Here is a 21,706-nt window from a genome sequence, read left to right as displayed (position 1 = left end):
TTTTTAATAAGAAGAGTTTAGCGTTCGATGGCCAGCGCCACCCCTTGCCCGCCGCCTATACAAAGCGTGGCAATTCCTTTGCGGGCATTGCGCTTTTTCATTTCGTGGACCAGAGAAACCAGGATCCGGCAGCCGGACGCCCCGATAGGATGACCCAGCGCGATCGCCCCACCGTTAACATTGACTCGCAGCGGATCCCACTCAAGCATTTTTCCGACGGAGATCGCCTGAGCGGCATAGGCTTCGTTCACTTCAATCAGATCCACATCCGAAAGCTGCCACCCCGCACGCTCCAGGCAGCGGCGGGTCGCGTAGACCGGTGCGATCCCCATTAACGCAGGATCAACCCCCACGCTCGCGAACGCCTTAATGCGGGCCAGGACGGGGAGATCGAGCTCAAGAGCTTTGCTTTCGCTCATCATCATAACGGCGGCAGCGCCGTCGTTAATGGAAGAGGCATTTCCCGCAGTCACTGAGCCCTGCATTTCAAACGCGGGGTTCAGCCTGGCCAGGCCTTCAGCACTGGCGTCAGTGCGCGGCTGTTCATCGGTATCTACGACGACATGCTCGCCGCTCTGACGCTGCGTGCTGACCGGGACAATTTCGTCGCGAAAACGACCGGAATCGATCGCCGCACGCGCTTTTTGCTGCGAGCTTAGCGCATAGGCATCCTGCACCTCACGGCTGATGCCGTACTCGCGCGCCAGGTTTTCAGCCGTCACGCCCATGTGATAATCGTTGAATGCGTCCCACAGCCCGTCATGCACCAGGCTGTCGAGCAGCTGACTGTTGCCCAGCTGTGCGCCGGTCCGGCTGTCGGTCAACACGTGCGGCGCGCGGCTCATATTCTCCTGCCCGCCCGCGATGATCACGTCCGCCTCACCACACTGAATGGCCTGCGTCGCGAGATGCAGCGCTTTTAATCCTGAACCACAGACGTCGTTGATGGTGATGGCAGAGACGGTATTGGGCAGCCCGCCCTTCAGCGCTGCCTGACGCGCAGGGTTTTGCCCGGCACCGGCCGTGAGAACCTGTCCCAGGATCACCTCATCAACTTCATGTGCTGCGATCCCGCTACGTTCCACCAGCGCTTTCACCACCACGCTGCCCAGGTCAACCGCGGAGTGACGCGCGAGCGATCCCTGAAAACAGCCGATAGCTGTACGCAACGCACCCACTATAACGACATCTTTCATCACGACCTCTGTGTTAAATGACATGACGATAGTAGAGGATTGTTACTGGCAATTATCTTAATTGTTTAAAAATAGTGAGATTAATCACAAGGATCAGCGCGCATCCTGCAGATACTGCCGCAGCCAGCTTCCGGCAATGCCGGGAGGGGATCGTTTATTCCACAGCAGATCGATGCCGATCGCCCGCGGCCAGCCGGGAACATTGAGCTGTACCAGGGATTTCGCGGCGGCAAATTCATCCACCAGCGCGCACGGCAACACGCACCAGCCAAATCCCTGTACCGCCATACTCAAGAGTAACAGGTAATTCGGGGCTGACCAGACGGGCCCGCGCGCGATCTCCGCCTCGCGCTCAAGATAGGTGCTCAGCCGCAGCTCCCTCCAGCCGTGCAGCTCGTCACGCTGAACGTCATGTTGTCCGGCGAGCGGATGCGTGGTCGCGACATAGATCGCCATGCGGGTCTGCATCGGCAGCCGGATGGCGCCGATATCCGTAGGGTAACCGTCTCGCGCTTCGGTGAGGCCAACCTGCGCGCGCTCCTTTTGCAGCAGATCGATCACGTCCTCCTCCTCGCCAATCAGACATTCGAATTCCGTATGGGGAAAGCGCGCGTCAAACTGTTTCATCATCTCTTCCAGCACGTCCGGGTTAAGGGTATCGGAAAGGACAAACGTCAGACGCGCCTCCGTTTGCGCCGATAGCGACACCGCCAGCTCATCCAGCCGCGTGCTGGCGGCGAGAATAGCCTGCACATAGCCCAGCACCTGTTCCCCCTGGGCCGTCAACACCGGCTGGCGCGCAGAGCGGTCAAACAGCTCGAAGCCAAGATCGGCTTCAAGATTGGCAATGGACGTGCTGATCGTCGACTGGCTTTTGCGCAGCCGGCGTGCGGCCGCAGAGAAAGAGCCTGCCGCAACGGTCTCAACAAACGCGTTAAGGGCTTCGGGTGAATAGCGCATAACCTATCTGCTTTAGCGATGGATACTATCTTTAATATATCAGCTTTAGCGATGAAAATAGGCCACATCAACGCCCATACCGGCGAATTAACGAGGTCTATCGCTATGCAACATCAGGATGCACTCCAACGTAAACTGCCGGAGCGGATCTTTCATGCTGTCTGTTTTGAAGGGATTGCGACGGCGATCCTCGCCCCTACTGCGGCGTGGCTTATGCAGCGTTCCGTGGTGGAAATGGGCGGGTTGACCATTGTTCTGGCGACCACCGCCATGCTGTGGAACATTATTTATAACTTCGGCTTCGACCGCTTCTGGCCCGTTCAGCGCGTCAAACGTACGGCAAAAGTGCGTGCGCTGCATGCGCTTGGGTTTGAATGCGGGTTTATTGTGATTGGCGTGTCGATTGTCGCCGCCGTGCTGGGCGTTACCCTGCTGCAGGCATTCACACTGGAAATAGGTTTCTTCCTGTTCTTCCTGCCGTACACCATGTTCTATAACTGGGCGTACGATTGCCTTCGCGATAAATTTCTTAAGCGTCGCCAGCAACGGCGCGCCTTGGCAGGCTAAACACCTTCTGGCCGGACGCCCGCTCCGGCCATTCACCTTCGAAGCAACTGCGCTCTCGGTGTATAACTATGGTAAATTGCACTCCATTCCGATGGTTTGATAGTTGAAACGTTGCTCTAATGTCGAAAATTTGGTCAAAAGATGAGACTCTCTGGAGTTTCGCTCTCTACGGCACGGCCGTGGGCGCAGGAACGCTGTTCCTGCCCATTCAGCTGGGCTCCGCAGGCGCAATTGTCCTGTTTATTACCGCCCTCGTGGCCTACCCCTTAACCTACTGGCCGCACAGAGCGCTGGCGCAATTTATTCTGTCGTCGAAAACGAAAGGCAACGAGGGGATCACCGGCGCCGTCTCGCACTATTACGGCAGGAAGATTGGCAACCTGATTACCACGCTTTATTTCATCGCCTTCTTTGTGGTGGTGCAAATTTATGCGGTGGCCATCACCAACTCGCTCACGGAGCAGCTGGCGAAACACCTGACGGTTGATACCGCCGTTCGCGTGCTGGTCAGCCTGGGCGTGGTACTGGTTCTGAATCTGATCTTCCTGATGGGACGGCATATCACGATAAAAGTGATGGGCTTCCTGGTGTTTCCGCTGATTGCCTATTTCCTGTTTGTCTCGCTCTATCTGATAGGCAGCTGGCAGCCCTCGCTGCTGACCAGCCAGATGGCCGTCGATCGCCACACGCTGCACCAGGTCTGGATTTCGATCCCGGTGATGGTGTTTGCGTTCAGCCATACCCCGATTATCTCCACGTTTGCCGTTGACCGTCGCGAGAAGTTTGCCGATGGCGCCATGGATAAATGTAAAAAGATCATGAAGGTGGCGTACCTGATCATCTGCCTTAGCGTGCTGTTCTTTGTCTTCAGCTGCCTGCTCTCAATTCCGCCGTCGTACATTGTGGCCGCCAAAGAGCAAGGGGTAACGATCCTGTCCGCGCTGTCGATGATGCCTTCATCACCGGCATGGCTGGGAATTTCCGGGATTGTCGTGGCGATAATTGCGATGTCGAAATCCTTCCTCGGCACCTATTTTGGGGTGATTGAAGGGGCGACGGAGATCGTGAAGTCGTCGCTCAGTCAGGTGGGCGTGAAAAAGAGCCGCGCCTTTAACCGCGCGATTTCCATTATGGGGGTGTCGTTAATCACCTTTGCCGTCTGCTGCATTAACCCGAACGCCATTTCGATGATTTACGCCATCAGCGGCCCGCTTATCGCCATGATCCTGTTTATCATGCCGACGCTGTCGACGTATCTAATCCCCTCCCTGAAACAGTACCGTTCCATTGGCAACCTGCTGACGCTGATCGTCGGGGTGCTGTGCGTGTCGGTGATGTTTGTCGGCTAACGCCCTGCATGCCCGGCGTTCTGCCGGGCATGTCTCTCAGTCTCGCCCAGCTGATTCCAGCGGAAAAGGCCTGTCCTGCACCACAGTTTTCATGACAAGCGTAGATCGAAGGTGCTGCACGCCGGGCATGGCGGAGAGCTTCTCGTCGTAGAGTTTCTGGAAAGCGGACAGGTCGCGGGTCACGACGTGCATCAGATAATCAGGATCGCCAAACAGGCGCTGGGCCAGCACGATCTGCGGGATCTCCTCCACCGCCGCTTCAAACGCGCTAACCGCCTTTCTGTCACCCTCCTTTAGCGTCGCAAACACTATTGCCAGGAAGTTAAACCCCATTTTGGCGGGGTCGAGGCTGGCACGGTATCCCGTTATCGCCCCGCTTTGCTCCAGCGCCCGCACGCGCCGATGACACGGCGATAGGCTCAGATTCACTCTTTCCGCCAGCTCGGTCAGGGATAAGCGGCCATCAGACTGTAGCTCAGCAAGAATTTTTCGATCGATGCTATCCATGTGGAAGATTTTCTCAATTTCACCGTGTTGCGAGCATAACATTGAAAGCCTATTTCGCAGAGTTAGCGATATTCTTTTTCTCAACGTTTGACGCACTGCGGGAGTCTTCAGGAAGATGGAAATGAGTATTGTGGCCGGCTTTTGGGTGGTTTCTTTTCTGCTTATCATGACGCCGGGTGCCGACTGGGCCTACGCCATTAGCGCCGGGATTAACGGGCGACGCGTGGTACCGGCGGTGATGGGGCTGATGTCAGGGCATCTGTTAGCCACGCTGGTTGTGGTGGCTGGCGTGGGGGTCGTGATTGCTCAACATCCGCTGGCGTTGACCGGGCTGACCGTCGCGGGAGCCGCGTATCTCCTGTGGCTTGGCATCGGACTGTTGCGTCACCCTGCCGCACCGGAAAAGGCCACCCACCATGCGGGAAACTGGAGGCAGTGGGCGGTGAAAGGGCTCTGCATTAGCGGCCTAAACCCAAAAGTGTTTTTACTGTTCCTGGCGCTGCTTCCGCAGTTTACGGACCCGACCGGAAGCTGGTCGATAGCGATGCAGATGTCCGCGCTTGGGATGATGCACCTTATCACCTGTACGCTGGTCTATCTGCTGGTGGGGTATGGTTCGAAAGCGGTGCTGGCGACCCGGCCACAGGCGGCGCGTCTGGTAAGCATGGCATCGGGAGGGATAATGGTGCTGATCGCGTTGATATTGCTATTTGAGCAGGCGAGATGAAAAAAACACCGGCCATCGCCGGTGTTATTTACGCCCGAATATCGTCATATTCCCGCGTTTTATCAAACTCATGTTTCGCGAACGGGCACAGCGGGATAATTTTACGGTTCTCACCGCGCATCTTCTCCACCACTTTCGCTACCAGCTGTTTACCGACGCCCTGCCCTTTCAGGCTCTCATCCACGTCGGTGTGCTCGATAATGCTCAGGTGCTCGCCGGTCGGTACGAAGACAATCTCCGCGACCTGATTGCCGTTCGCATCATTCACGTAAAACTTGTTATGGCCTTCCAGAATATCCATGGTTCCTCGCTTATTTTTGGCGATACTTCAGCGCACCGCTCGGGCAGGTATCAATCACGCGGACAACCGTTTCAACGTCCACTTCATCGGGAATGATCCACGGTTTACGTTTGAGATTAAACAGCTTTGCGCTGCCACGCACGCAGTTACCGGAGTGTTTGCAGATCCCGGTATTGAAGTAAACGTCAATTTTCTCGCCGGTATAGGCCCGGTAACCCGCATCCAGTAGCTCTTTATCCATGACATTGCCTCTGTAATTATTATCGTGCTGAATGAAGAATAGCCTGACGGGATCCTGCTGGCTATATCGTTGAAAACGAAAAGCCAGGTCACAACTCTTTTCTTGTTAGATTGCGTCCGCTAGTGGCGCATGTCAGGCTCGGAAAATGTCACTTTTGCATAACTTGCGCAGGTTGAATGAAACGCAGACTCTCTTTTCAGGTAAAGCTATTTTTAGCGCTGGTGTGCTTCTCCTGCCTGCTGTTAGTTCTGCTGGGAACGATCCTGTTTCATTTTATTGACCGGCAGCTCCATCACGATCTCGGCCAGCGCGCCCGGGTTCAGGCCAGCCAGATCGCGCTGATGCCGGGTCTGGCGGCAATGGTTGCGGCCCGGGATATCCCCGGCATCGCCCGGTTAATTCAGCCGCTGCGCGCCGAAAGCGATGCCAGCTATATTGTGATTGGCGATACCGAGGAACAGCACCTTTATCATTCTGAATCCCCGGAGCGTATAAATTTACCGATGATCGGCGGGGATAACGCGGAGGTATTAAAGGGCAAAACTATTATTTCCGTGCGTCAGGGCGGGATTGGCGTGTCGCTACGCAGCAAAGCGCCCATCTTCAACGCGCAGCATCAGGTGATTGGTATTGTCTCGGTCGGCTATCTGACCTCCTATATTGCCAATATTAACGCCCGTATTCTCTGGCAGTCCGGGCTGTACGGCGCGGCTCTTCTGCTGCTGCTGTTTATGTTCTCCTGGCTGTTTACCCGCAATCTCAAAAAACAGATGTTCCGACTGGAGCCGAAAGATATCGCTCAGCTGGTTTTGCAGCAGCGCGCGCTATTAGAAGCCATGTATGAGGGGGTATTTGCCGTCAATGAAGAGAAGCAGCTGATTTTAATTAACCGCGCCGCACGAGAAATGCTGGATATTCGGCAAAGTGAGAAAGAACTTATCGGTAAACCGCTGGAAGACGTTCTGCAGACGTCGCCGGGCTTTTTATCCCAGCGCTACGCCTCGGTCAGCGCTGGCAGCCACGACCAGATTGCGGTGCTGAACCAGCGCGAGGTGATCGTCAACCGCGTGGCGATTGAGGTCGAACCGGGCGTTGAAAGCGGCTGGGTCTACAGCTTTCGCGACAAAAACGACATCAACACCCTCAGCAGCCAGCTCAGTCAGATCAAGCGCTATGCGGATAACCTGCGCATTATGCGCCACGAGCAGCTGAACTGGACCGCCACGCTGGTGGGCTTGCTGCAGATGAAACACTATGACGAGGCGATTCGTTACATTCAGGTGCAGTCCGAAGGCGCGCAGCGGGTGCTGGACTTTGTCTCCGCCCGTTTTTCCTCTCCCGCTCTGTGTGGGCTGCTGTTAGGAAAATACGTTAGCGCGCGCGAAAAAGGCATCGAGCTGCTGTTTGATCCCGCCTGCCAGCTCACCCGCATGCCCGCCACGCTCAACGAAACGGAGCTGATGTCGGTTATTGGAAATCTGCTGGATAACGCGGTGGACGCAACCCTTAAAGCACCGGTCCCCGCGCCGGTAGAGCTTTACATTTCAGACCGCAACCAGGAGCTGCTGATCGAGGTGGCTGACCGGGGCTGCGGGGTGGACGATGCGTTGAAGCCGCACATTTTCCGCCAGGGATTCAGCAGCAAGCCGGACAGCGAAAACGACATTGTGGGCACCGAGCACGGTATTGGCCTGTATCTGGTGGCAGGATATATCGACAAGGCTGGCGGCACTATTGAGATTGCCGACAACACGCCGCAAGGGACTATTTTTTCTGTGTTTATTCCGAATGGGCAAAAGCATGACCCGAGCAATTGACGTTGTGATCGTTGAAGATGAGCCGCACCTGGCGGAGCTGCATCGTGAGTATATCGAGCAGAATTTTCATTTGCGCGTGGTGGGCATCGCCGCGTCGATTGAGCAGGCATGCCGCCTGATTCGTCAGCATCAGCCGCGGCTTATCCTGCTGGACAACTATCTCCCGGACGGTAAAGGCGTGGAGTTAATTGATAATCCGCTACTGAAAAGCTATGAGTGTTCGGTGATCTTCATCACCGCCGCCAGCGATATGCAGACCTGCAGCCACGCCATGCGCAGCGGCGCGTTTGACTACCTGATTAAGCCCGTCTTTTTCCAGCGCCTGCACGCCTCTCTGGAACGGTTTATGCGTTTCATCCACACCGTGCAGCAGGTGAAGGTGGTCGACCAGCATGCGCTGGATCGCCTGTTTAATCTTCCCGCAGCGGAAGCCTCCATTACGCCGTCGACGAAGGGCATTGAACCCCAGACGCTGGAACGGATTAAAAACCTGTTCGCCGAGCATCCCGATACCGCGATGTCGGTTGAAGAGGTGGTGGAAAAGGTGGGGATCAGTAAAACCACGGGGCGTCGCTACCTTGAATACTGCGTGGAGAGCGGGTTAATCAGCGTCGAAATGCTGTATGGCAATATTGGTCATCCGCGAAGGTTATACCGCAAAGCGCCCGATAAACCGTAATCCAGAACTGTTCACAGGCTAACGTTCGTGGATTTTATGGTGTTAATTGCTGAAACGACGGCGACAATCACACTTCGGAATCATTGCCCGCTTCACCCTCTTGTGGGTGGAGCCCGATACGCTATGTTGACAATTAGTTCCTCAAATGTAACTAAAAGGTTAACTATAATGTCGAACACGTTCCGAATTTCTCTGCTTACCGCTACCGTACTGTTCTCTGCTTCTGCACTCTCTGCCCTGCCGCAGGGCTATCCTGCTGAGTATCAAAAAGTTGTTGATGCCGCAACGAAAGAGGGCAAGGTTGTTATTTACTCCACCACCGACATCAAAGCTGCCGGACCGCTGATCCAGGGCTTCGAAAAAACCTATCCGGGCATTAAAGTCGAATACAACGACATGAACAGCACCGAGCTGTACAACCGTTTCATCAGCGAACAGGCTTCCGGCGGCGTGAGCGGCGACGTGGTCTGGAGCTCCTCTATGGACACCGGCCTGAAGCTCGCCACCGACTACGCCATGGAGTACAAATCTCCGGAACAAAGCCAGCTGCCGAAATGGGCGGTCTGGAAAGATAAGGCTTATGGCACTACCTATGAGCCGGTGGTCTTTATCTACAACAAGCGCCTGATCCCGGCCGGCGACGTGCCGGACTCTCACGCCGCGCTGGCGAAGCTGATCGCCAGCCAGACGGACAAATTCAAGGGCAAAGTCACCACCTACGACATCGAAAAATCGGGTCTGGGCTTTATGCTTTCGGTGCAGGATCACAACGCCGATCCTAATTACTTCAAAACCCTGGCCGACGTCGCCAAAGGTGGCTTATCGGTGCAGTCGTCTACCGGCACCATGATGGAGCGCGTCTCCTCAGGTGAAAACCTGATCGGCTTCAACATCCTCGGTTCCTACGCGGAAGCGCGCGCGAAGAACGATCCTTCGCTCGGCATTTCCTATCCAAAAGATTATACCCTGGTGCTGTCGCGCGTATCGTTCATCAGCCAGCAATCGCAAAACAGCAATGCCGCGAAGCTGTGGCTGGACTACGTGCTGTCTGAACAAGGGCAAAACATTCTGGCCAACCAGGCGGACATCCCCTCCATTCGTAACGATATCGAAGGGAAAAATGATATCGACGGCCTGACCAAAATCCTCGGCAACGCGCTGAAGCCAATTCCGGTTGATGAAACGCTGCTGGAATACCTGCAGCCGAAAAAACGCCTGGAGTACATCAAAGAGTGGCGTACCGCCGCCGGTAAATAAGCGTCTGAGCGCGGCGCTGGCCGCCGCGCTCCCTTATCGACTGAGTTCGTTTTTCTGGGCCGCAACACCAGGGATACCCCATGAATACATTACGCAGAAAGTGGCAAAGCCTGCCGCGAGGCATCGTCGTGCTGATAACCGCCCTGGTTATCTACACCCCGCTGTCGTTTATCGTGATACAGAGCTTCCTGTCCGCCCCGTTCTTTTCGCCGTCAAAAGAGTGGAGCTTTGAATCATTTGAATTTATTTTCACCGACCCTGATTTTTATAAGGCCCTGAAAAGCGGCTTTATTCTTGCTTTCGGGCTGGTCTTTATCTCCATTCCGCTGGGCGGCGTGCTGGCGTTTCTGATGGTGCGTACCGACCTGCCCGGTCGCCGGTTGATTGAGCCGCTGATCCTGGTCCCGATCTTCGTTTCACCGATGGTGCTGGGCTTCGGCTACGTGGTGGCCGCCGGTCCGGTGGGCTTTCTCTCCCAGTGGGCTCAGGCGCTGATTGGCTTTGTGCCGTGGAACATCTACGACATGTCGAGCATTGTGGTCATCGCCGGCCTGACGCACGTCCCGCACGCCTATCTGTATATCTCGTCAGCGCTGCGCAGCGTGGGCTCCGACGTGGAAGAAGCCGCGCGCACCGCGGGCGCGTCGCCCTGGCAGGTGATGACCTCCGTCAGCCTGCCGATGGTGCGCCCGTCCATTCTGTACGCCACCGTGCTGCTGTTCTTCCTGGGGCTGGAAGTGTTTGGCCTGATGCTGGTCCTCGGCGACCCGGAAGGCAACATGGTGCTGGCGACCTATCTCTATAAGCTGACGAACAAGATGGGCACCCCATCCTATAACCTGATGGCGGCGGTTGCCGTGGTGCTGATCTGCATCACCATCCCGCTGGTGATGCTCCAGCGTCGCCTGATGCGCACCGCCAACCGCTTCGTCACCATGAAGGGTAAGGCTTCGCAGGCCCGCGCGCTGCCGCTGGGTAAATGGCGCTGGGTGGCTGGCGGAGTGATTGCCTTCTGGCTCACCGTCACCATCGGCGTTCCGCTGCTCGGCGTGGTATTGCGCGCGTTTATCTCCAACTGGGGCGTGGGCGTTTCGCTGTGGGACGAGCTTTCTCTGAACACCTTCCGCACCATCTGGGCGCAGCCCAACCTGCTGCGCGCCATCGTCAACTCCATGGCGATTGGTGTGATTGGCGGCGCGCTGGCCGTGGTGTGCTACCTGTTTGTCGGCATTGCCATGCACCGCAAGCCGGACAACACCACGCGTTTCCTGGACTACAGCGTGCTGGTGCCGCGCGCCGTGCCTGGCCTGCTGGCGGGTCTGGCGTTCCTGTGGGTGTTCCTGTTCCTGCCGATGTGGCTGGATAACTCGCTGAAATCCGGCTGGCTTTCCGGGTTTGCCTGGACCGACTGGATGCGTGAAAACGTCATCGTCTGGCTGCGTTCGCTGCGCAGCACCATTTTCAGCGTCTGGCTGGCCTATACCGTGGTGTGGATGGCTTACGGGCTGAGGCTTATCTCTTCCACGCTGCTGCAGGTAGGGCCGGAGCTTGAAGAGGCGGCGCGCAGTACCGGGGCGACGCGCGGGCAGATCACCCGCCACGTCACCATCCCGCTCTCCCGCTACGGTCTTATCGGTTCGTGGCTGCTGATGTTCCTGATCTTTGAGCGCGAATACTCAACGGGTGTTTACCTGCTTTCACCCGGCACGGAGACCATTGGCTCGATGCTGGTTTCCCTCTGGGCCGCGGGTGCCATTGATATCGTGGCGGCGCTCTCGTTCATTAACATCCTGCTGGTCGTGGTAGGTCTGGGCATTGCCCTTCGTTTCGGAGTGAAAATACATGATTGAATTAGCGGTTGACGATCTGCACTTAACCTACGGCGACAATCCTGTTTTAAAAGGTGTCTCCATGAACCTGAAGCGCGGCGAAGTGGTCTCCCTGTTAGGCCCCTCCGGCAGCGGCAAAACCACCCTGCTCCGCGCAGTCGCGGGTCTGGAAAAACCGACCCAGGGGTCGATTGTGATTGGCAACAATAAAGTTTACGACGGCACGCCGCGCAGCGAGGTCCCGGCGGAAGAGCGTAACCTGGGGCTGGTGTTCCAGTCCTATGCCCTGTGGCCGCACAAAACCGTGTTTGAGAACGTGGCCTATCCGCTCAAGCTGCGCAAAGTCCCGGCCAAAGAGATCCAGCAGCGCGTGCAGGACGTGCTGGACCAGCTTGGTCTGGGCCATCTTGGCAAACGGCACCCGCACCAGCTCTCCGGTGGCCAGCAGCAGCGCGTGGCGATCGGCCGTGCGCTGGTGTACAACCCGCCGGTGATTTTGCTGGACGAACCGCTTTCCAACCTCGACGCCAAGCTGCGCGAAGAGGCCCGCGTGTTCCTGCGCGAGCTGATTATCAAACTCGGGCTATCGGCACTGATGGTGACGCACGACCAGAACGAAGCGATGTCCATATCCGACCGCATCCTGCTGCTCAACAACGGCAAAATTGAGCAACAGGGCACGCCGCAGGAGATGTACGGCTCGCCGAAAACGCTGTTTACCGCCGAGTTTATGGGTAGCAACAACCGCCTGCACGGCAAGGTCACCGAAGTGCGCGACGGCAGAGCGCGTATCGAAGGCAAAGGCTGGGTGCTGTGGGGTCAGGCCGGTGAAGGGGTGCAGAGCGGTGATGAAGCCACGGCGGTGATCCGCGTCGAGCGCGTGGCGGTAGTCGAGGGGCCAGGGGAAAATCAGCTTGAGCTGCCGCTGCTTACCAGCATGTATCTCGGCGACCGCTGGGAATACCTGTTCCGCACGGTGGGAGATGATTTTGTCATTCGTGCGTATGGGCATGAGGTTCGGGATCCGCAGCACTGCCATCTTTCGCTGCCTGAGAAGCATGTTTGGGTGTTCCCGAAAGGGTGAATGTGAGGGGGAAAAGGCTGCGGGATGCAGCCTTTTTTGCATTTACAGAGTGAGAGCATGCAATCTACCTCTCAAATGTTACTTTTCCGTTGTCAACAACGTCTGCACTTGCCTGGTTTACTGAGATTGCGGAATGCCTGGGCTGCCGCAGATAGCGGCGGTGGCACGGCCAGTCTCGCGCAGGAGTTCCGTGACGGCCATTACGTAATGGCGCCACAGGCTACCCCTGCGGTTGGACTCCAGGGAAGCGGCCCCGAGCATGTCGGCGAGAATCCTAAGGAATGAGGGCCTGGTCTGCCAACTACGGGCGGAGTTGAGGGAAAGCAGGTAGGCCCGGGCAGGATTAACCGGGCCTTTACCTCCGGGCAGCATCGGCATGAAATTCTCATTGGGCAGAATGACAGCCAGCGACAGGTTAAGCGCAGGATCATCATCGGGTATCAGGACATTCAGGGCCCGTCCGGGGCGGAAGTCCTCCGGCGCGCTGCGTGAAAAATCGAGGTGAATGATTCCGAAAAGCGTACCGCAGAGAGTCTACTTTTCAAAGGTACATTTTAATAAGTAGAAAAAATATACATATCATTCGTATCTAATGGTAGAATTACAATGTTTACAAAATTCGTTTCACCCAGAACAAGATTCCAACTGCTTGGTGCGGTAGCATTCCCTATCAATATAAATAGTTCTTATTTTAAGCAAAAGGCTATATCAATGACTAACTTTCTTTTCGATTATGTGAATAATAATAAAATTAAAAATATATTAGGAGATTATGGGAAAAACAAAGGCAGGGGTAATTTCGGAAAGATTAAAGCATTAAATAATTTGTCAAATGAAACTTTATTATTACAAAACGATAAGCTAAAAAGCTTTGCTCATTCATGCTATAAAAATGTCTCTTTAAAAAATTTACTAAACCTATCGGGTTTCAATAAAAAAAACTACTTGGATTTAGTAAAAGAGCGTAATTTGCCTAATGAATTTATACTCGAAATGTTATTGCAATTCATTAAGAGCAACCAAAATGAGTTTAAGCAGTTTGTTATTATGAAAAATAAATTAGAGGAGCATTTTCTAAGATCTGAATTTTCTCAAGCAATAAATTCACTTAGAGTAATTGAAGAAAAATTCGGAAAATCCATATGGTCAATAGATGTTGACATGGCAATTGCATCTACTCAAAAAAAGACAGAAAATAAAGAAAGATTTATTGATGATTCGTCTCCGCAGTTATACCACATAACAAACTATCTTTATAACAAACACACATCTCACAGTGCTCTTTCATTCAAACAAAAATCTAAAGTTAATATAATTGATTCTATAAGAATAAATAGCAGCAGGAAAAATTACGCTGATTTCCTTTCATTATTATTACTTCCATTTGGCATGGATAATGTGCGATCATTGGACAATATAATCCAGTATTCACAAAAGCTTTTCCCAGTTGATAAATATGTATTTATCAGGAAGGCAATATCAGAACATGTTGCTAATAAGATATCCAATAATAGCCTTGTTGAGAATAATATAAAGCAGTTTGTTATTTCAATGGCAGAATTAGATATTGATGACTCATGGAAGGGGATGGCAAATGTCATCAATAACAAACCTTTAACCAATACGGACTTTAAAGTTCAAGATATTATTATATCTTACACCGAGGGTGACTATGAATCTGTTATTGCCAAATGTAAAGAGTATTTTGCACTACACCCGAGGCAGCTTATATTAATAGATGTGTTAGCAAGATCTATAATATTCGCAAAAAAACAAAAAGTATACTTCGATAACATCAATAACAACGATATCTATGGTGTGCTACTCACTAACTTAATAAAGCAATATCAATATACCGAGCAATATCAATCCTCAATAGAGGTTATTGAAGATATTAGCTTCAAATTGTCATGCTTTAATTTCACCAGTGCTATTTCAGCTCCATTCTATATTTCTTATCCTTATCAAAATAAAGATAAGCTTAAAACGTCTATATTAGATGTGATGTGTAATGGACTAGTGATTACTCCAAAATTCTTACATCAAATTTTCTCCGAAAAAAACAATCCTTCTAAAATTGAAACATTGCTTGAGCGCCCTAGGTTAACAAAGTCAAGAAGCATTAGAAATAAATTATTTGACCATGATTCAGGGCATAAAATAACAAATGAAGATACAAAGCGATTGATTAACGAACTAAAAAAAGAAAGTGATATTACAATTCCTGATTTTTACTATTACGAGTCCACATCGCTCATTAATATAGAAGCATACAACGATTTAGTTGAAATAATAAATAAAAAAGCATTAGAAAAAAGGTCCAACCTAATATTATTTCCAATGCAAAAATTAGCGAAAATAGTTGATGATGATGTTGATAATTTAAACAATCCTTTGGAAGCTGCAATTTTTAGCCATTTTCATCAGAGGCAATATGATAAATCATACAGTGACGTTACATCTTTCTTTATAGATAAGTACTTAGCCCATTTAGGGTTTAATAAACCTAGCGATTTGCTACTGGACAGTAGAGTTATAAATGAAAACGAATTATTTTTGTTAACAGATGTTTGTGATGAAAGGGTTTTAAGCGGCTTAGAACATATTTCTGACTCAGTAATAATGTTAACTGAAAGATTAAAAATTATTGATTTACTCTTAGAAAAGGAACGAAAAGATTTACTCAGTTACGAAATGGCTGATAACTTATCAAAAGAAGAGGTTGGAATATATCAAAAGCTGTTGGTTAGTCGTCTTACGAATCATCACGCTCAAAATAAAATAAACATAGACTTCAATGGAGTGCTATCAGTCAAGGATGATTATTACCATTCTGCATTCGAAACAATGAAGCGGATTAAGAGTGATGATTTCTCTATTTATCTTGACTATTATCTATCTACAACACAAGATGATGGAATTGATATAGGTGAAATTACATCCGAGGAAACAACAAAAGCTAAGACTTATCATTATAGTTTGATTTATTCAAACTTAATTGATGACTTTATAATGAATAATGAATTTGGGTTAGTTCGTTATCTGAGTTCAGAAATAAGACATGGGGTTTTACCAAATCACATACGTAGCGTTTTTGAAGCAGAGCATCTAGTCACGTCAAAAGTTTCTGATAAAGACATAAGGTCTTCATACGAGCCGCCATACTTTTGGTTGAATGAAATGAAAGATCTTGAATCGACTCAACTTTTACTTATAAACGATTACGTTATAGATTTTTCAGCATCTATTGACTCGCTAATCCAAAAAACCAATAATCTAATCAGGCCTACAACTATTCCTGATTTAAGAGAGTATAAAGAGGCTAAAACTCCTGATACAGCCTTCCTTTTTCAAATATCCGATAAACAAATAAATTTTTTTAGCGCATATATCAATAGTTATTTAGGCCAATTTAATTCATCATCAGAAATGGATTACAAGGGATTTGTAGAAGTTATAAAGGATTTTATATGGCTAATTCTAGAAACTTCATTCCATCTAGTAAGAAGATTTAGTAATGAAGTGATCAAACCAGCATTTGCTAAAGAGTGTGATGATTTAATTGCTAAAATAAATAATATTCCAGAGGCATCCTCTAAAAGCAATATAATCAATAAAATCACACTGGCAAAATTTAACGTCAATGAAAAACTTTCTGATTTTGAAGAGTGGTTTCGAAAGCCGGTGCATGAATTAGATGAAGATGTTGAAATAGGCGCTATTTTGCAAGCTTCCAAAGAATATATTGATGGTATTTACACACCTCAGGTAATTGATATGACTTTCAACATCCAAGAAGATCTTTCGTGGGTAATGAATAATAAATCGCTTCTTGGTTTAACAAGATCTCTAGTTACCATGTACATGAATTGTTTAAAACATGGTATTCATAAGGCCGGCACTCATATCTATGTATCGGTAACCAGTGAAGAAGACGGAAAGGTTATCAAAGTATGCAATCAAATCAGTGAAATTCAGTTCAATGAGTTATCAGAAGCCAATAAGATTCAAGGAATTGCTGATTTCGAAAGTCAAATAGATAATATTAAGCTTACAAACGAAGGAGGGACAGGGCTATATAAAGTATATAAAAACATCTCCGACGCATTTTCTGATGCTCGATTTTATATAGAGCTAGAAGACAACATGTTCAAGCAGATTATCAACTTCCAGAAGGCTTAGGATGAATATTCTAATTATTGAAGACAATGAGTATAAAACACAAAAAATAATTGATTTTATCTCATCAGAATTTCCAGAATCAATCATCTCTTCTAGCCGTTCATATTCAAGCGGAGTTAGTCTGTTGAGCTCCGAGTCTTTTGATTTTGCTATCATTGATATGAGCTTGCCAACATTTGATAAAGATGCAGGAATGCCATCAAGTGAATTTCGTACTTTTGGGGGGATGGATATAGCAAAATTTATTAAAAGAAAAAGACTCACATTACAATATATACTTTTAACTCAATACATATCCTTTGCTTCAGACGATAAAAGCTATGACCTTACTAACATTGAAAAGATGATGACTGATAAATATCCAGAAAATTATAGGGGTTGTATAAAATATGATAATTCAAGTATTGTTTGGAAAGAAGCTGTTAAAGAGTTAATGGTGTAAAAATGAATAGATACTTAATTGTCGATGATGACATCAACCGCGGTTTAAAAATTAAAAAATTACTCATAAGCAATCATCGAATCCCTGAAGAATTTATTGACTATGCCGAGTGCGTTAACGAAGCTACGTCATTTTTGAGAAGAACTTTTTATACAATTATTTTTGTCGATGTTGCACTTCCTCAGCTTAGGAGAGGTGAGATCGATCCAATTGCAGGTTTGAATATTGTACAGGCAATAATTAACAATAGGCTAAAGCGCCCTGGTAATATATTTGCCTATTCTGGTATAGAAGATGAAATCGAGAGTCATAAACAAAAATACTATAAGGAAACTGGCTTCGAATTACTTTATTGTCCAGCTAATGATTTTTCATGGCTTGAAAATAGAAAGGCTATTATAGATTACAATGCAGCATTGTTTAATGGCTTAGAAAACAAGAATTCTGATATTGTAATTCTTACACTACATGGTATACGTACATATGGTAAATGGCAAGATAAGCTCGCGGAAATCTGTAAAAGTAGTGAAGATTTTACGTCAGTTAAAAATCTTCCATTTAAATATACACTAATTTCTACATTGTCTTTCCTTATACCATCAAGAAGAAAACTTGTCGTTGATGATTTTAAAAAAGTACTAAACGAATATTTGGAAAATAATCGTTCCAGAAGAATTATTTGCATAGGCCATAGTTTCGGAACTTATATTTTGATGTATGCTCTTAAAGAATTAGAGGACCGCTCATTGTTAAAAGAGCTAGATTTGATTGTCCTTTGTGGCTCTGTTCTAGATAGGACCTTTAATTTCGATTTTTTGGATTTTAATGATAATTTAGTAATCATTAACGAATGTGCTGTACACGATTTACCTCTTGCAATAAATGAAGCATTTGTACCTGACGTGGGTTTGGCAGGTGTTACGGGCTTCAATGGATTTTCCGGCAAGAATGTATTCAATAGATATCACGCTGGGGGACATAGTTCTTTCTTTGAGAACGATTTTATGGAGAAACACTGGTTGCCTATTTTCCTAAATCCACAGCAAATAAATCATATCAATGAGGGTGATTCACAAAGTTATCTTTATAAGATTTTCGCATTGAAGTTTTGCACTTTCATAGGAATGATTAAAAGAAAATTCTATTCGTTATTTTAAGGTCGTTTTCCATAAACCCTTCCCTCCTAACAAACTTAACAGAACTATGCCTGGTACTCAATTAGAAGGGACCAAATACGATAAGAATTAAAGCTACCGGACGTCTCCCTCCGGTAGCCCCCTCGTAAGTTAACCTGTTCCCATCTAAGATGGTTAATATTATCTACTAGTGAGTTAAAAGAGACATTAAAATATTGGAGTAACATCATCTGTCTGGGCTGTTTTTAAAGGTCAGCTTTGTGGCTAAATTAAAATGTCCGCGAGTGGGTTAAGTTTCAGCTTTTGCCGAAGATTTCCTGGCTCCTTGCCTGGAGTTGCTGCAGGGCTTCCAGCATGTCGTTCTGATTCAGACTTCGTTGTGATTTCTTGCCGGGTTGCTTCTTTCTACGTGAGGTCTGGCCGTCAAGTGATGGCAGGGCCTGCGAGCGGATGTTGTCCCGTTTGTCCTGAACCAGCTTTATCATCTCCAGAGCTCGTCCCAGGCGCTTGTTATCGACGATAGCTCCCTGGTCCAGTTCTCCCAGCCGGTCGTACGTGATGAAGGGCAGGGAAGTACCGTTAGCCCAGAGCTCAATAGTGCCGTCCGGATACTGCCAGACATCAATGTATTTCTCCTTAAAACGCCGGTTTTCTTCATTATCTTCACGCAGATATAGCTTCTTATCGTACTGTAATGTCAGGTTTTTTGAGACCTTACGTAGTTCAAGCCAGGTGAATGTTGCCTCCAGGTTTTCATTATTCTCAAGCGGACGGTGAACGTCGAAATCGTGACGAGGTGACTTTGCAATCCGGCGGTTGTAGTCAGCCATGAACTCTTCGGCAAAGGCGTTTGCGGCCTCTGGTGTACTGATACCACGGAGCCGCAGCTCCTTGACCAGGCGGTCCTGTAACGTGAGGTGAGCCCGTTCTACACGGCCTTTGGCTGAACTGGTGTTGGCGCAGATGCCGGTGATGTTCAGCTCGTTCATGGCACGACCAAACTGAGTCTGACCATCTCCGCCGGTGGCCTGCTTGTTGTTGATCCTGAAGACACTGGCCTTGTCACTGTAGAACGCCAGAGGTTTACCGTAACGCTCCAGATAGCCCTAGGTGGGGTGGTTTCAAAATAGGTGAAAGTGGACTCAGAACTGACGAACAGAAGCTGCATCAGCCGGCTCGTCGCATCATCAACGTAAACGAGCAGTGTGCAGACCGGACCACGATCCTCGAACCAGCGATGCTCACAGCCATCAATCTGGATGAGTTCTCCGGTGCAGGCCCGACGCGGTCGTGGCTGATGTACACGCGGCGGCCGTAACTTGCGGGGGATCCATAAACCAGCCTGAGTCATCAGCTTGCGTACCGTCTCTTTGGCCAGATACAGCCCATGAACCTCGGCAAGCTTCTCACAGGCTAAAGTCGGGCCAAAATCAGCGTAACGTTCGCGGATAATACGCAGTGCTCGTTCAGCGAGGCCCGGCATGAGTTGCTGGTTGCCGGGCTGGCCACGACGACGGTTAACAAGTGAAAGCGGCCCATGTTCACGATAGCGCTCCAGCAACCGTCGGCAGTGTCTGTCAGATATCTCAAGCCGGGTTGCTGCAAGACGTGTGGTAAGACGGCGGTCGATAACGTCCTGAAGGATCCTGAGTCGGTTTACATCGTTCATTGAGAAAAACTCCGTTCCGTATGCCGTCATGAGTCTCATCCTTTGAAAGCAGTGATCGCTGTGGTGAGACTGTAGCGTGGACATGTATTTGGTCAGAGACGGACATCTCAATTTAGCTAATACATTATAAGTGCGCATAACAAAGAATATGTTAAATATCCGTACAATTAGCGAACAGATGCACTTCAAAACATCAAGTTATCTCCCTTGTGTCAGCCCAAAGCAGCATTGTGTAACTGCACTGCTTGTTGCAGTGAGGCGTGTCGCTGAAGGCATCACGTAGCGATATTTGGCGAAGAAAAAGCGCTTTTCACAGAGGGCCTGGGCTGACGGTTTAGCAGATCACCAACAGAGCCGGGGATATTTTTGAACAGGAGAATGTAAAGTGGAAGGATAAAGTAACGGGACACCCACGGGGGACGGTTGTGAAAGTGGTTCCTGTTGTCTTCGACCTTATTGCACGTAAAATAACCAGACACATTTTGGGATGGAGTCTTTAATGGATATTGCGCTGCTCAACAGGGGCTGGAACAGAACATGGTCAGATACCATGGTAAATCTGGAAGCTCGGAAACTCGTCGAAACTGCAAATCGGCTATCAGCATTCTATTTGCACGATGGGATAACACGTATCAAGTTTGTCGAAGAGATAAGGCAGGTCGTAGAGAAAGAATTTGAAATTGCACGACGGGCCAAAACCGATGAAGAATGCATTGCATGCATCAAAAATCTGCGTGCCGAAACAGATAATCTGCAAGAACAAGAACGCTTGTTAAGAACCAGAGCCGCCCAACTTTATGCAAAGGTCGAGTTTGTCAGGGAAAACAATAAAATCGTCGGATACGTGATTTCGGCAATTCATATAGTGGTATCTGGAGCAGCATTATTTGGTGGGATGGTTATGATGTCCACTATGACCCCTGTTGGAGTTCTTGCAGGAGCAGTTTTATTTGTTGATGGTATTAACGGTATAACAAAAGAAGCAAGCCATCTTCGCTATGGTGAACAATCCAAATCGGAAGGAATTTTTGCTGATGGCGCAATGGAGACCGCACAATTCATGGGGTTTAGCCCAAAAAGTGGATTAGCTCTTTATAATACGGTGACTCTAGGGGCGAGTGTCTATAGTATCTTCGGCTTAGCAAGGAAACCCGGAGCTTGGCGATTATTCCGTTGGCTGCCGCGTGATTACTACCGAAAAGTTGACACAATGAGCAAGCCTAAGCTAACGATGAAAATCGCTGGATATGGTGTCAAAGCGAAAGTCATTTTTGATCTTCTGGCTACTGATAACAGTACTAATTAAGATTTGTTCGCTCTACAGAATCGCCAAGATTTATAAGCAAGTACAGGCGGTTGTATAAAAATTGCAACCGCTGCGCCACAAGAAAGGCCAATAGCACCAGAGAAAACACTCTGCTCAGATGCGAACATCACAAGAAAAATGAATACAGCAAGGCAACCGGATACAACCCACACGGCAAGAATAAATCGCCTGGCCAAGTCCCTGATTGCATTCCCCAACGTTCCACCATAGCTTTCAACGTTGTTCTTTATCTTCTTCAAATCCGATGGTGTAAAGCCAGAACTCAACAAAGCCTCATCAGTAACATCCATATTGTCCTCTCCGCATTTCTTAACTGGCAATAGCACACATAATCATAGAGATGAACTTTACAGTAATCCACATGATGTTTTTGCAATGTATCAGATTTCAGACAATAAAAGCCATAAAGCCCCGTTAGTGGTACAAGCAACAAGCG

18 protein-coding genes and 1 pseudogene are annotated in these 21,706 nt (G+C 49.2%); 12 read left to right on the top strand and 7 right to left on the bottom strand.

The genetic code is table 11. From position 1 onward, the window contains the following. Positions 1 to 17 precede the first annotated feature (17 nt). Together USH94_RS03400 and USH94_RS03395 are read right to left on the bottom strand one after the other, a co-directional pair. The gene (locus USH94_RS03400; RefSeq protein WP_111966096.1) at positions 18 to 1,196 is read right to left on the bottom strand and encodes an acetyl-CoA C-acetyltransferase; all 1,179 of its coding nucleotides are present in this window, start codon (positions 1,194 to 1,196) and stop codon (positions 18 to 20) included. Positions 1,197 to 1,289: 93 nt separating this feature from the next. Beyond that, a complete protein-coding gene (locus tag USH94_RS03395; protein ID WP_111966097.1) occupies positions 1,290 to 2,156 on the bottom strand; it encodes a LysR family transcriptional regulator in 867 nt (288 codons plus the stop codon). Positions 2,157 to 2,261: 105 nt separating this feature from the next. Between USH94_RS03395 and USH94_RS03390 the strand changes: the two genes are divergently transcribed. Continuing rightward, positions 2,262 to 2,723, top strand: coding sequence for a multidrug/biocide efflux PACE transporter (locus USH94_RS03390; protein ID WP_111966098.1), 462 nt, complete (start codon positions 2,262 to 2,264; stop codon positions 2,721 to 2,723). A 119-nt stretch (positions 2,724 to 2,842) separates the two neighbouring features. Further along, on the top strand, positions 2,843 to 4,072 hold the full coding sequence (locus tag USH94_RS03385) for an amino acid permease (protein WP_111966099.1): 1,230 nt from the start codon (positions 2,843 to 2,845) through the stop codon (positions 4,070 to 4,072). 36 nt (positions 4,073 to 4,108) lie between these two features. Here USH94_RS03385 and USH94_RS03380 read toward each other — a convergent pair whose 3' ends face one another. Then, the gene (locus tag USH94_RS03380; protein ID WP_023309067.1) at positions 4,109 to 4,579 is read right to left on the bottom strand and encodes an Lrp/AsnC family transcriptional regulator; all 471 of its coding nucleotides are present in this window, start codon (positions 4,577 to 4,579) and stop codon (positions 4,109 to 4,111) included. A 115-nt stretch (positions 4,580 to 4,694) separates the two neighbouring features. Between USH94_RS03380 and USH94_RS03375 the strand changes: the two genes are divergently transcribed. Continuing rightward, positions 4,695 to 5,306: a LysE family translocator gene (locus USH94_RS03375; RefSeq protein ID WP_111966101.1), complete on the top strand. Its 612-nt coding sequence runs from the start codon at positions 4,695 to 4,697 to the stop codon at positions 5,304 to 5,306. Between the two features lie 28 nt (positions 5,307 to 5,334). Here USH94_RS03375 and USH94_RS03370 read toward each other — a convergent pair whose 3' ends face one another. Continuing rightward, positions 5,335 to 5,607 (bottom strand): GNAT family N-acetyltransferase, encoded by a 273-nt coding sequence (locus USH94_RS03370; protein WP_008499687.1) that lies wholly within the window; start codon positions 5,605 to 5,607, stop codon positions 5,335 to 5,337. Between the two features lie 10 nt (positions 5,608 to 5,617). Next, positions 5,618 to 5,848: a 4Fe-4S mono-cluster protein YjdI gene (gene yjdI / locus USH94_RS03365; RefSeq protein WP_008499689.1), complete on the bottom strand. Its 231-nt coding sequence runs from the start codon at positions 5,846 to 5,848 to the stop codon at positions 5,618 to 5,620. 176 nt (positions 5,849 to 6,024) lie between these two features. Between yjdI and USH94_RS03360 the strand changes: the two genes are divergently transcribed. From USH94_RS03360 to USH94_RS03320, 8 genes are all read left to right on the top strand, one after another. Further along, entirely contained in the window at positions 6,025 to 7,665 is a 1,641-nt protein-coding gene (locus USH94_RS03360; RefSeq protein WP_111966102.1) for a sensor histidine kinase, read from the top strand. Then, positions 7,649 to 8,344 (top strand): response regulator, encoded by a 696-nt coding sequence (locus USH94_RS03355; RefSeq protein ID WP_111966105.1) that lies wholly within the window; start codon positions 7,649 to 7,651, stop codon positions 8,342 to 8,344. The genes USH94_RS03360 and USH94_RS03355 overlap by 17 nt, the downstream gene beginning before the upstream one ends. A gap of 168 nt (positions 8,345 to 8,512) precedes the next feature. Continuing rightward, the gene (locus USH94_RS03350) at positions 8,513 to 9,601 is read left to right on the top strand and encodes an ABC transporter substrate-binding protein (protein ID WP_023309072.1); all 1,089 of its coding nucleotides are present in this window, start codon (positions 8,513 to 8,515) and stop codon (positions 9,599 to 9,601) included. An 80-nt stretch (positions 9,602 to 9,681) separates the two neighbouring features. Beyond that, on the top strand, positions 9,682 to 11,451 hold the full coding sequence (locus USH94_RS03345; protein ID WP_023309073.1) for an ABC transporter permease: 1,770 nt from the start codon (positions 9,682 to 9,684) through the stop codon (positions 11,449 to 11,451). Continuing rightward, positions 11,444 to 12,514 carry an ABC transporter ATP-binding protein gene (locus USH94_RS03340; RefSeq protein WP_023326018.1) on the top strand — a complete coding sequence of 357 codons (1,071 nt, stop codon included), beginning with the start codon at positions 11,444 to 11,446 and terminating at the stop codon, positions 12,512 to 12,514. The genes USH94_RS03345 and USH94_RS03340 overlap by 8 nt, the downstream gene beginning before the upstream one ends. Before the next feature lie 606 nt (positions 12,515 to 13,120). Beyond that, positions 13,121 to 16,696 carry a hypothetical protein gene (locus USH94_RS03330; protein WP_320731315.1) on the top strand — a complete coding sequence of 1,192 codons (3,576 nt, stop codon included), beginning with the start codon at positions 13,121 to 13,123 and terminating at the stop codon, positions 16,694 to 16,696. A 1-nt stretch (position 16,697) separates the two neighbouring features. Continuing rightward, complete coding sequence (locus USH94_RS03325; RefSeq protein ID WP_111963195.1) at positions 16,698 to 17,138, top strand: hypothetical protein; 441 nt, start codon at positions 16,698 to 16,700, stop codon at positions 17,136 to 17,138. Between the two features lie 2 nt (positions 17,139 to 17,140). Continuing rightward, positions 17,141 to 18,295 (top strand): hypothetical protein, encoded by a 1,155-nt coding sequence (locus USH94_RS03320; protein WP_058672230.1) that lies wholly within the window; start codon positions 17,141 to 17,143, stop codon positions 18,293 to 18,295. Positions 18,296 to 18,570: 275 nt separating this feature from the next. On the opposite strand, the pseudogene USH94_RS03315 reads toward USH94_RS03320, so the two are convergent. Beyond that, a pseudogene (locus tag USH94_RS03315) lies at positions 18,571 to 19,973 on the bottom strand (ISNCY family transposase). Positions 19,974 to 20,442: 469 nt separating this feature from the next. Between USH94_RS03315 and USH94_RS03310 the strand changes: the two are divergent. Next, positions 20,443 to 21,249, top strand: a complete 807-nt coding sequence (locus USH94_RS03310; protein ID WP_111963196.1) for a DUF4225 domain-containing protein — start codon at positions 20,443 to 20,445, stop codon at positions 21,247 to 21,249. Here the strand turns inward: USH94_RS03310 and USH94_RS03305 are convergent. Then, the gene (locus USH94_RS03305) at positions 21,246 to 21,560 is read right to left on the bottom strand and encodes a hypothetical protein (protein ID WP_015673660.1); all 315 of its coding nucleotides are present in this window, start codon (positions 21,558 to 21,560) and stop codon (positions 21,246 to 21,248) included. The genes USH94_RS03310 and USH94_RS03305 overlap by 4 nt on opposite strands. Positions 21,561 to 21,706 lie beyond the last annotated feature (146 nt).

Origin of the sequence: Enterobacter sp. 148H3 (assembly GCF_034107425.1) — a bacterium.
Classification (GTDB): Bacteria; Pseudomonadota; Gammaproteobacteria; order Enterobacterales; family Enterobacteriaceae; genus Enterobacter; species Enterobacter vonholyi.
This window is presented reverse-complemented; position numbering and strand designations above follow the sequence as displayed.

What these genes read in the sequence shown, in the direction of transcription:
- USH94_RS03400 (WP_111966096.1), bottom strand. Translation starts at nt 1,196, where the DNA reads ATGAAAGATGTCGTTATAGTGGGTGCGTTGCGTACAGCTATCGGCTGT.
- USH94_RS03395 (WP_111966097.1), bottom strand. Translation starts at nt 2,156, where the DNA reads ATGCGCTATTCACCCGAAGCCCTTAACGCGTTTGTTGAGACCGTTGCG.
- USH94_RS03390 (WP_111966098.1), top strand. Translation starts at nt 2,262, where the DNA reads ATGCAACATCAGGATGCACTCCAACGTAAACTGCCGGAGCGGATCTTT.
- USH94_RS03385 (WP_111966099.1), top strand. Translation starts at nt 2,843, where the DNA reads ATGTCGAAAATTTGGTCAAAAGATGAGACTCTCTGGAGTTTCGCTCTC.
- USH94_RS03380 (WP_023309067.1), bottom strand. Translation starts at nt 4,579, where the DNA reads ATGGATAGCATCGATCGAAAAATTCTTGCTGAGCTACAGTCTGATGGC.
- USH94_RS03375 (WP_111966101.1), top strand. Translation starts at nt 4,695, where the DNA reads ATGGAAATGAGTATTGTGGCCGGCTTTTGGGTGGTTTCTTTTCTGCTT.
- USH94_RS03370 (WP_008499687.1), bottom strand. Translation starts at nt 5,607, where the DNA reads ATGGATATTCTGGAAGGCCATAACAAGTTTTACGTGAATGATGCGAAC.
- yjdI (WP_008499689.1), bottom strand. Translation starts at nt 5,848, where the DNA reads ATGGATAAAGAGCTACTGGATGCGGGTTACCGGGCCTATACCGGCGAG.
- USH94_RS03360 (WP_111966102.1), top strand. Translation starts at nt 6,025, where the DNA reads ATGAAACGCAGACTCTCTTTTCAGGTAAAGCTATTTTTAGCGCTGGTG.
- USH94_RS03355 (WP_111966105.1), top strand. Translation starts at nt 7,649, where the DNA reads ATGACCCGAGCAATTGACGTTGTGATCGTTGAAGATGAGCCGCACCTG.
- USH94_RS03350 (WP_023309072.1), top strand. Translation starts at nt 8,513, where the DNA reads ATGTCGAACACGTTCCGAATTTCTCTGCTTACCGCTACCGTACTGTTC.
- USH94_RS03345 (WP_023309073.1), top strand. Translation starts at nt 9,682, where the DNA reads ATGAATACATTACGCAGAAAGTGGCAAAGCCTGCCGCGAGGCATCGTC.
- USH94_RS03340 (WP_023326018.1), top strand. Translation starts at nt 11,444, where the DNA reads ATGATTGAATTAGCGGTTGACGATCTGCACTTAACCTACGGCGACAAT.
- USH94_RS03330 (WP_320731315.1), top strand. Translation starts at nt 13,121, where the DNA reads ATGTTTACAAAATTCGTTTCACCCAGAACAAGATTCCAACTGCTTGGT.
- USH94_RS03325 (WP_111963195.1), top strand. Translation starts at nt 16,698, where the DNA reads ATGAATATTCTAATTATTGAAGACAATGAGTATAAAACACAAAAAATA.
- USH94_RS03320 (WP_058672230.1), top strand. Translation starts at nt 17,141, where the DNA reads ATGAATAGATACTTAATTGTCGATGATGACATCAACCGCGGTTTAAAA.
- USH94_RS03310 (WP_111963196.1), top strand. Translation starts at nt 20,443, where the DNA reads ATGGATATTGCGCTGCTCAACAGGGGCTGGAACAGAACATGGTCAGAT.
- USH94_RS03305 (WP_015673660.1), bottom strand. Translation starts at nt 21,560, where the DNA reads ATGGATGTTACTGATGAGGCTTTGTTGAGTTCTGGCTTTACACCATCG.